At 61.8% G+C, this 12,530-nt stretch carries 8 protein-coding genes and 1 pseudogene; 2 read left to right on the forward strand and 7 right to left on the reverse strand.

The genetic code is table 11. The features are described from left to right. Nucleotides 1–3: 3 nt before the first annotated feature. The 3 genes from AC3I65_RS15280 to AC3I65_RS15290 are packed head-to-tail and all read right to left on the reverse strand — an operon-like array spanning nt 4 to nt 3,867. Complete coding sequence (locus AC3I65_RS15280) at nt 4–798, reverse strand: SDR family NAD(P)-dependent oxidoreductase (protein ID WP_139049803.1); 795 nt, start codon at nt 796–798, stop codon at nt 4–6. Between the two features lie 26 nt (nt 799–824). Next, nucleotides 825–2,315, reverse strand: a complete 1,491-nt coding sequence (locus AC3I65_RS15285) for an aldehyde dehydrogenase family protein (RefSeq protein ID WP_139049802.1) — start codon at nt 2,313–2,315, stop codon at nt 825–827. Between the two features lie 10 nt (nt 2,316–2,325). Then, nucleotides 2,326–3,867: an acetolactate synthase large subunit gene (locus AC3I65_RS15290; protein WP_488523955.1), complete on the reverse strand. Its 1,542-nt coding sequence runs from the start codon at nt 3,865–3,867 to the stop codon at nt 2,326–2,328. A 272-nt stretch (nt 3,868–4,139) separates the two neighbouring features. On the opposite strand from AC3I65_RS15290, the gene AC3I65_RS15295 reads away from it, so the two are divergent. Next, a complete protein-coding gene (locus tag AC3I65_RS15295; protein WP_139049799.1) occupies nt 4,140–4,892 on the forward strand; it encodes an IclR family transcriptional regulator in 753 nt (250 codons plus the stop codon). Nucleotides 4,893–5,084: 192 nt separating this feature from the next. Here AC3I65_RS15295 and AC3I65_RS15300 read toward each other — a convergent pair whose 3' ends face one another. The 4 genes from AC3I65_RS15300 to AC3I65_RS15315 form a co-directional block, all read right to left on the reverse strand. After that, nucleotides 5,085–6,410 (reverse strand): alginate export family protein, encoded by a 1,326-nt coding sequence (locus AC3I65_RS15300; RefSeq protein ID WP_488523956.1) that lies wholly within the window; start codon nt 6,408–6,410, stop codon nt 5,085–5,087. An 81-nt stretch (nt 6,411–6,491) separates the two neighbouring features. Further along, nucleotides 6,492–7,841, reverse strand: a complete 1,350-nt coding sequence (locus tag AC3I65_RS15305) for an aminotransferase class III-fold pyridoxal phosphate-dependent enzyme (protein WP_139049797.1) — start codon at nt 7,839–7,841, stop codon at nt 6,492–6,494. Between the two features lie 11 nt (nt 7,842–7,852). Further along, a complete protein-coding gene (locus tag AC3I65_RS15310) occupies nt 7,853–9,274 on the reverse strand; it encodes an aldehyde dehydrogenase family protein (protein WP_139049796.1) in 1,422 nt (473 codons plus the stop codon). Between the two features lie 84 nt (nt 9,275–9,358). Continuing rightward, the gene (locus AC3I65_RS15315) at nt 9,359–10,807 is read right to left on the reverse strand and encodes an APC family permease (RefSeq protein ID WP_488523957.1); all 1,449 of its coding nucleotides are present in this window, start codon (nt 10,805–10,807) and stop codon (nt 9,359–9,361) included. Between the two features lie 498 nt (nt 10,808–11,305). Here AC3I65_RS15315 and AC3I65_RS15320 point away from each other — a divergent pair. Beyond that, nucleotides 11,306–12,499 (forward strand): annotated as a pseudogene (locus tag AC3I65_RS15320) (PDC sensor domain-containing protein); the annotation flags it as partial. Nucleotides 12,500–12,530 lie beyond the last annotated feature (31 nt).

The following is a 12,530-nucleotide window of genomic DNA, read 5'->3' on the forward strand; positions in this document are numbered from 1 at the left end:
TCCTCAAATGAAGATGCCACGGGTCAGGCCGCCATCGATGCCGATGGACTCTCCCGTCACGGCGCCCGCCTTGGGCGACGCCAGGAAACCGATCAGCCAGCCCATTTCGATGGGCGCCAACGTGCGGCGGATCGGCGTTGCGTCGATGTAGCCCTGCTCCACCTGCTCCGGCGTCTTGCCCTGCTTGACGCCTTCGCGCTCGTACAGCTCCTGGATGTGCGGGGTATCCACCACACCGGGGTGAATCAGATTGACGGTGATGCCCGAAGGGCCCAGTTGATCGGAGAGCGTTTTGGTCATGTGGGCGATGGCCAGGTTGCGCATGCCCGAAAGGACCTTGCTGCCGCGCCCGGTCAAGCCACCGATGTTGATGATGCGACCAAAGCCCCCGGCCTTCATGTGCGGGGTCACCGCCTTGGCACACCGGAAATACCCGATCACCTTGGTGTTGAGGTCGGAGAGCAGTTCATCGTCGCCCGCATGTTCAATGTCATTGCGCACCACGCCGGACGGTGCGGCGGCGCCGTTGACCAGGATGTCGATGCGGCCAAAGTGCTTGTGGGCGGCCTCCACCATGTCGGACACGGCCGACATCTGATTGGTGTCACAGAACAGCGGCAGCACTTCGTTGCCGGTCTGTGCGCTGATTTCTTCGGCGGCCTGCTGGAGATACTCCATGCGCCGCGCACAGATCACCACCTTGCATCCCTCCTGGGACAGAAAACGCGCGACTTCCTTGCCGATGCCCATACCACCGCCCGTGACGATCGCCACGCGGCCTTGCAATTCCAGATCCATAGCAGTTCCTCTTGTGATTGTTCGGCTCAGGCGAGATCGACGAAGACACTTTTGGTTTCGGTGTAGGCATCGATCACGTTCTTACCCATTTCCCGGCCCCATCCGGATTGTTTGTAACCACCAAACGGCGAGGCCGGGTCTACGACGTTCCAGCAATTGATCCACACCGATCCGGCCTTCAGTTGTGCCGCCACGCGATGGGCTGAACGCAAGTCGCGGGTCCACAGACCGGCCGCCAGGCCGTAGGGCGAGTCGTTGGCGCGCAGCACCAGTTCATCGATTTCGGTCCAGCTCATGACGGTCAGCACAGGGCCGAAGATTTCTTCCCGGGCGACACAGGCGCGCTCGGCGCGGTCGAGAAACACGCTGGGGCGGATGAAGTGGCCGCGCTCCAGATGGGCCGGCCGGTCGCCGCCGCAAATCAGTTCGGCACCTTCTTCCTGGCCCCGTTGCAGGTAGCCACGCACCGTGCCCAACTGCCGGGCCGAGACCAGCGGGCCCATGCTGCTGGCCGGATCCAGCCCTGGCCCCAGCACATGGGCGGCGGCATGGCGCTGGAGTTCTTCAAGTACCTGGTCAAGAACACTGGCGTGCACATACAGGCGCGAGCCGGCGGTGCAGACCTGGCCCTGGTTGTAGAAAATGCCATCGGCGGCGCCTTTGGCCGCACGGACGATATCGGCGTCCGGCAAGATGATGTTGGGCGACTTGCCCCCCAGCTCCAGGGACACTTTCTTCATGTTGCCGGTGGCCGCCTGGGCAATCAGCCGCCCCACCTGGGTCGAGCCGGTGAAGGCGATCTTGTCCACGTCCGGGTGCTGGGCCAGCGGTCCGCCGGTATGCACGCCCAGGCCGGTGATCAGGTTGACCACCCCGGCCGGAAAACCAGCGGCTTCGATCAGTTGCACCAGGCGAATCGCAACCAGAGGCGTCTGTTCGGCGGGCTTGAGTACCGCGACACAGCCGGTCGCCAACACCGGACCGAGCTTCCACACGCACATGGTCAACGGGAAGTTCCACGGCACGATCAACGCGCAGACACCCACCGGCTCACGCAAGGTGTAATTGAGCATCGGCGCGCCACTGGAGGGCGATACCGGGAGCGTGCTGCCTTCGATCTTGGTCGGCCAACCAGCGAAGTAACGGATGATGTTGGCCGCGCTGGCCGCTTCACCCCGGGCCGCGGCGATCGGCTTGCCGTTTTCCAGGGTGATCAGTTGCGCCAGCTCCTCGCGGTGCTGGTCGAGCAGTTCAGCCAGACGAAACAACAGCAGGCCGCGCTGGGCCGGCGACTGCTGCGCCCAAGTCCCCGTAAAGGCCGCGCGGGCGGCAGCGACGGCGGCATCCACATCGCGTTCGCCGCCTTCGGCAACTTCAGCGAGGGTGTGTTCAGTGGCCGGGTTCTCCACGGCAAACCGGCGACCATTGGCGGCGTCCTGCCAGGTGCCGCCGATAAACAGGCGCCCAGGTTGTGACAGGAATTGTTCGACGGCAGGTAACAATTGGATCTGACTCATAGCTCCTCCTTTACAGCGCCATTTCAATCAGGCACGGACCGCCATCGGCCTTGGCGTTGGCCAGGGCGCGCTGCAATTCAGCATTGGTGTGTACGGTGCTGGCCGGCAGGCCGTAGCCTTTGGCCAGGGCTTTCCAATCGATGCGAGGACGGTCCAGCACCGTCAGGCTCAGGGCCTCAGGGCCCAGCTCGGTCATACCAAAGCGGCGCAACTCGTTCTGCAGGATCGCGTAGCGATGGTTGGCGGCAATCAGAATCACCACCGGCAGTTGCTCCCGGGCAATACTCCACAAAGTCTGGATGGTGTACTGGGCACTGCCGTCCGATTGCAGGCAGAACACCGTATTGCCGCGCTCCGCCAGGGCGGCGCCAAATCCCACCGGGATACCTTGGCCGATGGCCCCACCGGTGTTGGTCAACACCCGATGCCGTGCGGCATGGGCCGAAGCGGTGAAGAACGGATAACCGCAGGTCCCACCCTCCACGGAGACAATGCAATCGTCCGGCAGCGAGGCGGCCAACACCTGCCCGATCGACTGCGGCGTCAGCTCGGCACTGCCCGCTGGTAGCTCGATAGCCCGCGACGTGGACACATAAGCCGGAGCCTCAAGCGCATCGGCCAGCGCAGTGAGCGCACCCGCAACGTCGTCCCCTACTTCTGCCAGGTAAAGCAGGCGATCACGTTCCGCCAGGCGCGAAGGAATGCCTTCGTAACCGAAGTAACTGATCGGATCCGGGACCCCGGCGCAAACCACGGCGTCGTATTGGTCAAGGATCTCAATGGCAACCTCGGGGAAATACGGCAAGCGATCCAGATCAGGCAAACCACCACCGCGATAGCTCAGGCGCGGAAAGGTTTCGGCGAACATCCGCACACCCGGCAGTTGGGCCAAACGCCCCGCCGCTTCGAGGCCAGCGACGGACAAGCCCTGATCACCCACGATAAACACCAGGCGCTGGCCATTGCGCAGTGCCTGGGCCACGGCTTCGATCCGGTCACCGGCAAAACGACGAACCGGGGCCTGCAACGCGGTGAAGGCGCGCTCGCGCTCCACCTCGTTGGCTTGCAAGTCCATCGGCAGGATCAGGCTGGAAATCTGCCCCTTGGCTTGCCAGGCCGCACGCACGGCTTCCTGGAAATCTTCCCCCACACCTGACGCGGTGCGCGATGTACGCACCCACCCGGAAACACTCCCGGCCAGCGCCTGGATATCACTGGCCAGCGGCGGATCGTAATTGACGTGCCATGACGCGTGATCGCCGATGACATTAACGATCGGGGTATTGGCGCGACGGGCGTTGTGCAGGTTGGCAATACCATTGGCAAAGCCAGGCCCCAGGTGGGTCAGGGTCATCGCCGGCTTGCCGGCAATCCGGCCGTAGCCGTCCGCAGCACCGGTGCATACCCCCTCGAACAAGGACAACACCGGCTTGAGGGCAGGTGCGCTGGCCAGGGCGGCCACCAAGGGGATTTCGGTCGTTCCGGGATTGGCGAAGCAGTATTCGATACCGCTCGCCACCGCCGCCTTCACTATCAGTTGCGCACCATTCATTTCCAGCCCTCTCGCTCGAGCGTTTGCAGTGGCTGAGATTTATCACACATGAAGATCGACAAAACAAGCTGTTTTTCTGCATTAAAATCATATTTTGAGATTAATGCAGTTTTTATCAGATAAAAATATTGGAAATCCATTCATATTTCTCAAGCAATGGATTACCGTGACAAGGCGCTCCTGAGCGAGCACGCGGGCTTTTCATCACCGCCGCGGCTACCTATAGTGCTCACCCAACGCCCCCTACGCGCCATTCCCCCTTTAGGAGCGAAATGAGCAGTCTGAGCAAAATGCTGAGTGTCCTGGACCTGTTCGGCCCGGCCACACTGAAGATCGACCCCGATACCATCGCCGAGCGCATGGGCCTGTCACGGGCGACCGTGTACCGCTACGTCAAGGACTTGTGCGATGCCGGCCTGCTGGTGCGGGTGGATGCCGGCAGCTACGGCCTGGGGCCACGCATCATTGAGCTGGACTGGATGATGCGCCAGTACGACCCGATCCTGGTGGCAGGCCGCGAGCTGATGCACGAGCTGTCCGAAGCCACCGGCCTGGCGGTGTTCGCCAGCGTTTTCTACGACGGGCGCATCATCAACACCTACATCGCCGAACCCAGTGACACCTATCAGTTTTCATTCGGCCGCGGCCAACCGCTGCCGTTTTTTCGCGGTGCGCAATCCAAGGTGTTGATCGCCTTCCAGAAGGGTCGGCGCCTGCAACGCCTGTTCGAAGAACACCTGGCCCACGACCCCGACAGCGGCCATGACTGGACAAGCTTCTCCAAGGCCGCGAAAAAGATCCGCAAAGACGGCTATTGCATGACCCACGACGAACTCAACCTGGGGCTCACCGGTATCGCAGCGCCGATCTTCAACCCGGAGCTCGACGAAGTGGTGGGCAGCCTTTCGGCCGTGGGCAGCACCGACAGTTTCAAGCTACTGCGCCAGGAAACCGTGGTTGAAATGGTGATGGACACCACCCGGAGGATTGCCGAGCGGATGCAACATCCGCCTGCAGTCGGCTAAAAGCCAGGCGCGGCTCACTAAAGGGAAACGATGCCTCTGTGGCGAGGGGATTTATCCCCGCTGGGCTGCGCAGCAGTCCTAAAAGCCAAACAACTCGGTGTGTCAGATAGATTGAGTTGGCTGTATGGGGCTACTGCGCAGCCTAGCGGGGATAAATCCCCTCGCCACAGGGTTTACCGAACAACCCCTGTTTCAGAACGGCACGGCCACACTCACCTGGCTGTACACGTTAGTGCCATTGCCTGTCACTTGATTGCCCCCCGTCGTGGCGTCCCGATCCGGTTTGTAGAGACCTACCAGCGGGGTGACGATCAAGTGCTCATTGACGACCCACTCGGCATAAACATCCAGCTCACGGGCGTCGAGGTTGAGGGCATTGCTTTTACGCACTGTGTTGTAGTCGAAGTACAACGCACCGAGGGTCAGGTTTTCCAATGGTGTGGCCTTCAGACCGACATGGTGGATCCCCGTATTGCTGTTGAAGGGTCCGGCATAGTTACCCGCGACTTCGCCCTGGAACCAGGTGCCATAGCCGGTACTTTGCCCGGTGAACAGTGAGTCCCACTTCTGCGAATAGCGGGTGTAGCGATAGGTCAGCTTCGGCGCCCAGGCAACGCTTGCAAAGGCATATCCGGCCTCGGCGTACCAGGCCTTCTCAGGTCCGGCGTCCTTGTCTTGCCAGGCGTATTCAAATGCCAGGCTGACATTTTCGATACCCGCATCGCCTTCACCGCGAATGCTGTAGACATCCATACCCTTGCGCTGCTTCTGGAAATCGCTGGCCCAGCGGTCATTAACGTCGATGCCGTGTATCCACGTCAGGCCCAACGTACCGGCCTTGGCGGTGTAATCCAGCGTAGCGGCGGTGAGTTCGGTTTCGGCCTGGGCGCGGTTATCGGACTTGAGCCACGCCACGCTGCCATGCATGCCGTCCTGCCCGCCCAGACGCAGAACGGCGGTTTGATCGAACGCGTGCCGAGCCGCCAGGTAATAGGCGCCCCCTCGATTCAAGCGGCCATCGGCAGGCCCCTTGCCCAGGTTTGGCCCGTCATCGTTGATCAGGAAACCTCGCCCCACCTTGACCACCTGGCGTCCGCCAGAGATATCGACACCGTCCTGTCCCAACACGGGAAAAAGATCCGCGGAACGCCAGCCCAGGTAAGCGTCTTCAATCTTCGTCGTGCGCTCGCTCCCAAGCGTATTCCCGGAAGGGTCGCCATCGCCCCAAGTAGCGGAACTGACCAGGCTGAACGCACCGTAGGCGATGCCCCGGCCGGCCAGGCCCTGGTCGCCGCTGACGCCATACTTGATGAAGCCTTCGCGCCAGGTTGAACCACCGGACCTGCCGTCGTAGTTCTTGCGACTGTTGAAATGACCGAACACCGCCAGCATGTCGGCGTTGAGATGAGTGTCTTCATCGGCATACAACTCATAGGCTTGGACCTGACTCGTGGCACAAAGCGCCAGCGTACAGGCAAGGCCACTGCCGAAAAAATCCATACGCGATAGAGACCGCATGACTGGAGCTCCTTGTGGTGCGCCTTTGAAGGCTGTCTTTGTATTCAGGAGCCGGCGCAAGACACTGCGCCGGCGAACAGGCTAGCGGCAGTCGGCGAGCGCGCTGTCCAACGCGCCGACCATAAGGGCGGCCTCGTCGCTGGTGAGGGTCAGCGGTGGCGACATCACGATTTTGTTGCCGATCGGGCGCACCAGTACGCCGGCCCGGCGCGCCTGCTCGGCAATGCGCGAGGCCAGGCCGTTGGCCGGGTCAAGCGGCTCGCGCGTTACCTTGTCCGCCACTAGGTCCACGGCAATCATCAAGCCCTTGCCACGCACTTCGCCCACCACCGCATAACGCTCGGTCAGCGGTTGTAGTTGCTCCAGCAACTGGGCACCGACTTTTCCGGCATTGCCCGGCAGGTCCTCGGCTTCGACAATATCCAGTACCGCCAGGGCCGCGGCACATGCGGTTGGATGACCGCTGTAGGTGTAGCCGTGCATGATCACACTGCTGAAGCCCGGGCCATTCTCGATGGCATCGACCATGCGCTGGTTGAAGACCGTGGCGCCCATGGGGATGTAGCCGGCAGTGATGCCCTTGGCCAGGCACAGTACGTCGGGCGCGACACCCCAGCCACGACTGCCGAGCATGCAGCCGGTGCGGCCGAAGCCGGTCACCACTTCATCGGCGATCAACAGGATGCCGTGGCGATCGCAGACTTCGCGCAGCTGCTTCCAGTAGTGTGCGGGCGGCACGATCACGCCGCCGGCGCCTTGTACCGGTTCGGCAATCAGCGCGGCAATGGTCTGTGGGCCAAGCAACGCGATCTGGTCTTCCAACTGGCGAATGCAATGAGCGGTCAACTCTTGCGGATCGCGACAGTCCCAGGGGTTGCGGTACAGCCAGGGCGTATCGAGCAGATGACAGCCGGCCAATAGCGGCCCGTGGTTGTAGTGATAGACCCCATTGCCGCCCACCGATGTACCGCCCACGTGCACGCCATGGTAGCCATTGCGCAACGACAGAAAGCGCGTGCGCCCTGGCTCGCCGCTGGCAATCCAGTATTGGCGGGCCATTTTCAGTGCCGTCTCGACCGCATCGGAACCGCCGGAACTGAACAACACCCGCGCCATGTTCTCCTGGGAGAACATCGACGTCAGTCGCTCGGCCAGATCGAACACCCGGGGATGGGCAATGCCGTCGAAGGTCTGGTAATAAGCCAGCTCGTCCAGTTGCGCAGCGATGGCCGCTTTCACTGAAGCCCGGTTATGGCCCACGTTCACGTTCCACAGGCCGCCGACACCATCGAGCATGCGATGGCCCTCGATATCGGTGATGTAGTTACCGTCGCCACGGGCGATGATCAACGTTTTGGAGCGATTGGCTGGCGCCGCAGAGCTCATCGGGTGCCAGAACTTCTTCTGTGCTGTCTTGTATTGCTCGTACATGGTTGCAGTCCTCATTCTGTTTCACGCTTGCGTACGTACAGCAGTTGCTGGCCAGTAAATTCCAGCAACCCTTCAAGGCCGAACTCGACACCGAATCCGGACATCTTGCTGCCGCCAAATGGCGTATTGGGCTGAATTTGTGCATGGCAATTCACCCAGGCCACGCCGCTTTCAAGACGACTGGCCAATGCCTGTGCCTGCTCGACATCGGGGCCCCAGACCGACCCGCCCAACCCCATGTCGCTGGCATTGGCGCGGCGCAGGACGTCCTCGACATCCTGGTAGGCAATCAGGGGCAGCACCGGACCGAACTGTTCTTCGTCCACCAGTCGGTGTCCGTCGGTCACGTCAGCGACCAGGGTCGGCGGATAGAAAAAGCCCGGTCGGTCCAGGCGGGCACCGCCGCACAACACCCGCGCCCCATGGGCACGGGCATCCGCCACCAGTTCCTCCACCAGCGCTAGCTGTTCGAGGTTCTGCACCGGTCCAAACGTGACCCCAGGCGCCAAACCATCCCCTACCACCTGACGCCGAGCGATCAGGGCCAGGGCCTCGGCAAAGGCCTCGTACTGGGATTGGTGGATGTACAAACGCTTGAGGGCGGCGCAGGTCTGCCCCATGTTCAGGAAGGCCGCCTGGAAAATGTCATCGGCGACCTCCTCGACCGGCGTGCCGGGCAGCACGATGGCGGCATCGTTACCGCCCAGCTCCAGGGTCAGACGCTTGAGGTTGCTGGCGGCGCCGCGCATCACGCTTTGGCCGGTGGCGGTCGAGCCGGTGAAGACAATCTTCTGGATACCGGCGTGCGCGGTGATCGCACTGCCGAACCCTTGCTCACCGGTCACGCTATTGATCACGCCCCGAGGCACATGGCGCGCGATGATCTCCACCAGGCGCAGGGTGCTCAACGGGGTCAGGCTGGACGGCTTGCTGATCACGCAGTTGCCGGCACGCAGCGCCGGCATGATGTGCCAGACGGCAATCATGAACGGCCAGTTCCAGGGCGTGATCGACGCGACGACACCCAACGGTTTGCGGTGCAGTTCAATGCGCTGACTCAGGGTTTCTTCCACCAGCTCCACGGGGATCTGCTGCTCGGCGGTGTAGCGCGTCCAGGCCACCGCGCCCATCACTTCAAAGAGCGCCAGTTCCAGCGGCTTGCCCTGCTCCAGAACAATCAGTCGGGCCAACGACTCGGCGTCCTGCTCGATCTGCGCCGCGATGCTCAGCAGGCGCTGGCGGCGGTCTTCGTGGGTGCTGTGGCGCCACTCGACAAAGGCAGACTGCGCCGCTTCGACGGCAAGGTCCAGCTGGGCCAGGGAACCGGCCGAGCACCGGGCGAACACCGTACCGGTCGCCGGATTGACCACATCGAAGTGACCGTTATCGCCGTCGACCCCGGCCCCATTGATGAGCATTTGATAATCGTGCATGACACCTTCCTTTCACGCGCTGTCGGACCGTCCCGAACGACAGCGCAGTTGTTTTTTGTGGGGTTTGACGATGTCGCGGACGCCCTAGAGCTTGTGGCTGCCCAGCGCCATGAACCGCTCGGGCGAGGCCTTGCGCAATCGGGCGGCGAGGAACACGCCGACGATCAGTGCGGCGGGAATGATCGCGCAAAGACCGTAGGACAAGAGCTGGCTGGCGCCGGTCAGCACGTCGAAATGAATCACTGCAAGGACCAGGACCGCCAGCAATGCCAGGCACGAAAAACCCGGCAGAATCCGACCGCGCCAGAGTCCCAGCTTCAGTTCCGGGTGCACGCGGAAATAGACAAATACCGCTGCAGAGGTCAGGGCCATGAGCAAGATCACGCACAGCGTCGCCAGATTGGAAAACCAAGCGAACAACTGAAGGATCGGATCGGCATCCAGCGCGGCGAAGATCAGCACCACCACCGCCGCGATCAGGCTTTGCAGGACTGAGCCCATGTGCGGACTCTGGTGCACGCGATGGGTGGTGCCCAACCGGCTGTGCAGCAAACCGTCACGCCCGATGGCATAGAAGTAACGCGCCGCGGCGTTGTGGAACGCCAACAGCCCGGCGTAGATGCTGACCATGAACAGCACGCGGATGATCTGGGTCAGGTGCGGGCCGACAAAATGATCGGACATGCCATAGATGAACGTGGTCGGATCCTGCAGTGCCTGCAAGGTCGGCACGATCTTGTCGGCCCCTACGCCAATCACCATCGCCCAGACCGACAGGGCATAGAAAGCACCGATCAGCAGCACCGAGCTGTAGGTTGCGATGGGTATCGTACGGTGCGGATTCTTGGCCTCTTCGCCATAGATAGTCGTGGCCTCGAAGCCGATAAACGCTGCAAAGCAGAACAGCAAGCCGATGGACGGCGTACCACTGAACACATGGCTGCGGTCGAAGGAATCGAGATTGATACCGCTGTCACCACCGGTTTTCAGAATGGCGAAATCCAGCGTCAGGATCGCCAGGTACTCGGCAATGACCACTACCGACAGCACCCGGGCCGACAGGTCGATCTTGCGATAACCCAGAATCGCAATGCTCGCCATCGCCAGGAGCGAATACGTCCACCACGGCAAATCCAGACCAAAGACGCTGGCCATCGTGCCGCTGACCACGCCGCCGAACATGCCGTACAGGCCGACCTGGAGAATGTTGTAGGCAAACATCGCCAGCACCCCCGCCGCACCACCGGCCAAGCCACCCAAACCGCGAGCGGTGAACGCATAGAATCCACCGGCGTTGGTCATGTGCCGGGACATGGCGGTGTAGCCCACCGAGAAGGCCAGTAACACCAGTAGCGCCAGGAGCAGCAAAGCCGGTGTGCCGGCGCCATTGCCTAGCATGATGCCAATGGGGAAACCGCCGGCGATGACGCTCAAGGGGCTCGCCGCCGAAATCACAAAGAAAATAATGAAGCCAACGCCCAGGGCGCCTCGCTTCAGCTCCGTCGAGCTGCTGATCGGGAAAGACACACTCATTTCTCTTGACCTTATTGTATGAGGCAGTCGCTGTAGGATCGGGGCGCGGCCAGCTTCACCGCTGTCCAGATGCTTATTGTTTTGGTTGCACGCTGGATTCGATGCTAGGCCCTTGCCAAAACCCTTCGCTATCCCAAAACGGCAGCATCCGAAGCCGCGCCCTAAAACAGGTCAGCCCATTAAGGCCGACGACATACCTGTGGCAAGGGGATTTATCCCCGCTGGGGCGCGAAGCGGCCCTAATACAAGCAACCCGATGTATCTGACAGAGTGAGTTGACTGCTTAGGGGGGCGGCTGCGCAGCCCAGCGGGGATAAATCCCCTCGCCACAGGTATGTCATTGCCCCAAGTGAACCGCATTAGCCCCATGCCGGAGCACAACGGCTGCCGATTCGGGATAACGGGCAAGCGCTTCCTGCCGCAAGATAACCTCGCCCACCGTTCAGACAGCGCTGGGCCCAAAACAATAAAAGCCCCCACGCGCAGGAAAACTTCAGCATGTTCTTCGCTCGTCTCTCTATCCAATGGCGGATCACGCTCCTGAGTGGGCTGTGCCTGCTGGCCGTCGTCGGGGCATTGACCGGTGCCTCCCTGTATCAGAACCAGCAAGGCGCCACGCTGCTCAAGCAGCAAAGCAGTCAACTACTGGGGCGCTCGGCCCTGGAAGGCCTGCAGGCACAGGCTCTGGCCCATGGTCAGCGGGTGGAGCGCTTTTTCAGCGAAACAGCGATCTATGGGGAAGGTTTCGCCCAACAGGTCCTGCAACTGCGCGCCCAGGCGTGGAACGGGCGACTGACGCCAGCGCAGTTGCGCCGGGACCTGATCGCCACGACCCGCCAGGCCCTCCAGAACCGTGAAAAGGTCCTCGGCCTCTACGTGGTGCTGCTTCCTGACGCGCTGGTCGGTGAAGATGCCGGTTTCATTAGCCAACGCGATCTGGCCGGCAATGAAAAAGGTCGCTTTGCCCTGTACTGGTCGCAAAGCCAACCCGGCCATCTGGTGCAAGAGGTGCTCAGCGAAGCCCAGATCAGCGCCAACACCGCACCACCGGGCAGCGAGCCGGCCAACGCCTGGTACGTCTGCCCGCAGACCCAGGGGCGAACCTGCGTGACAGAGCCCTACGCAATTGAGGTCGAAGGCCAGAAGACGTTGATGAGCAGCATCTCCATACCGCTGCTGGACCAGGGCAAAGTCATCGGTGTCGTCGGCATGGACATCAGCCTCGATACCCTTCAGCAACTCGCCGCCAGCCTTGCAAACGACTTGTACCCCGGTCACAGCGAAATCAACATTCTTTCCCCATCCGGGCAAATTGCCGGCCACAGCGGCGCGGTTGACGGCACCTCGGTCGACGTTCGGCAAGCCGTGCAAACCGTTCCCGCCAATGCGCCCTGGCAATTGCAGATACGCGTGCCTGAAACGCTTGTACAAGCGCCAGCCCTGCACATGCAGGCCCAGTTGGACGACAAGCATCGCCAGGCCAACTGGTTCAACCTCAGCCTGGGATTGCTGGCTGCCGGCTTGGGACTGTTGCTCATCTGGCTCACCGCTTACGGCGTGACCCGGCCGCTGCTGAGGGTGGCGCATATGCTCGATGCGATTGTCGAAGGCGACGGTGACCTTACCCAGCGCTTGCCCAACGACCGTCACGATGAATTGGGCCATCTGGCACAGGGCTTCAACCGCTTTCTCGACAAGTTGCAGCCCATTATCCGCGATATCC

It is taken from the genome of Pseudomonas sp. N-1-13 (genome assembly GCF_057787095.1).

Excerpts from the sequence above, each read along its gene's own strand:
- AC3I65_RS15280 (WP_139049803.1), bottom strand. The coding sequence starts at position 798 with ATGGATCTGGAATTGCAAGGCCGCGTGGCGATCGTCACGGGCGGTGGT.
- AC3I65_RS15285 (WP_139049802.1), bottom strand. The coding sequence starts at position 2,315 with ATGAGTCAGATCCAATTGTTACCTGCCGTCGAACAATTCCTGTCACAA.
- AC3I65_RS15290 (WP_488523955.1), bottom strand. The coding sequence starts at position 3,867 with ATGAATGGTGCGCAACTGATAGTGAAGGCGGCGGTGGCGAGCGGTATC.
- AC3I65_RS15295 (WP_139049799.1), top strand. The coding sequence starts at position 4,140 with ATGAGCAGTCTGAGCAAAATGCTGAGTGTCCTGGACCTGTTCGGCCCG.
- AC3I65_RS15300 (WP_488523956.1), bottom strand. The coding sequence starts at position 6,410 with ATGCGGTCTCTATCGCGTATGGATTTTTTCGGCAGTGGCCTTGCCTGT.
- AC3I65_RS15305 (WP_139049797.1), bottom strand. The coding sequence starts at position 7,841 with ATGTACGAGCAATACAAGACAGCACAGAAGAAGTTCTGGCACCCGATG.
- AC3I65_RS15310 (WP_139049796.1), bottom strand. The coding sequence starts at position 9,274 with ATGCACGATTATCAAATGCTCATCAATGGGGCCGGGGTCGACGGCGAT.
- AC3I65_RS15315 (WP_488523957.1), bottom strand. The coding sequence starts at position 10,807 with ATGAGTGTGTCTTTCCCGATCAGCAGCTCGACGGAGCTGAAGCGAGGC.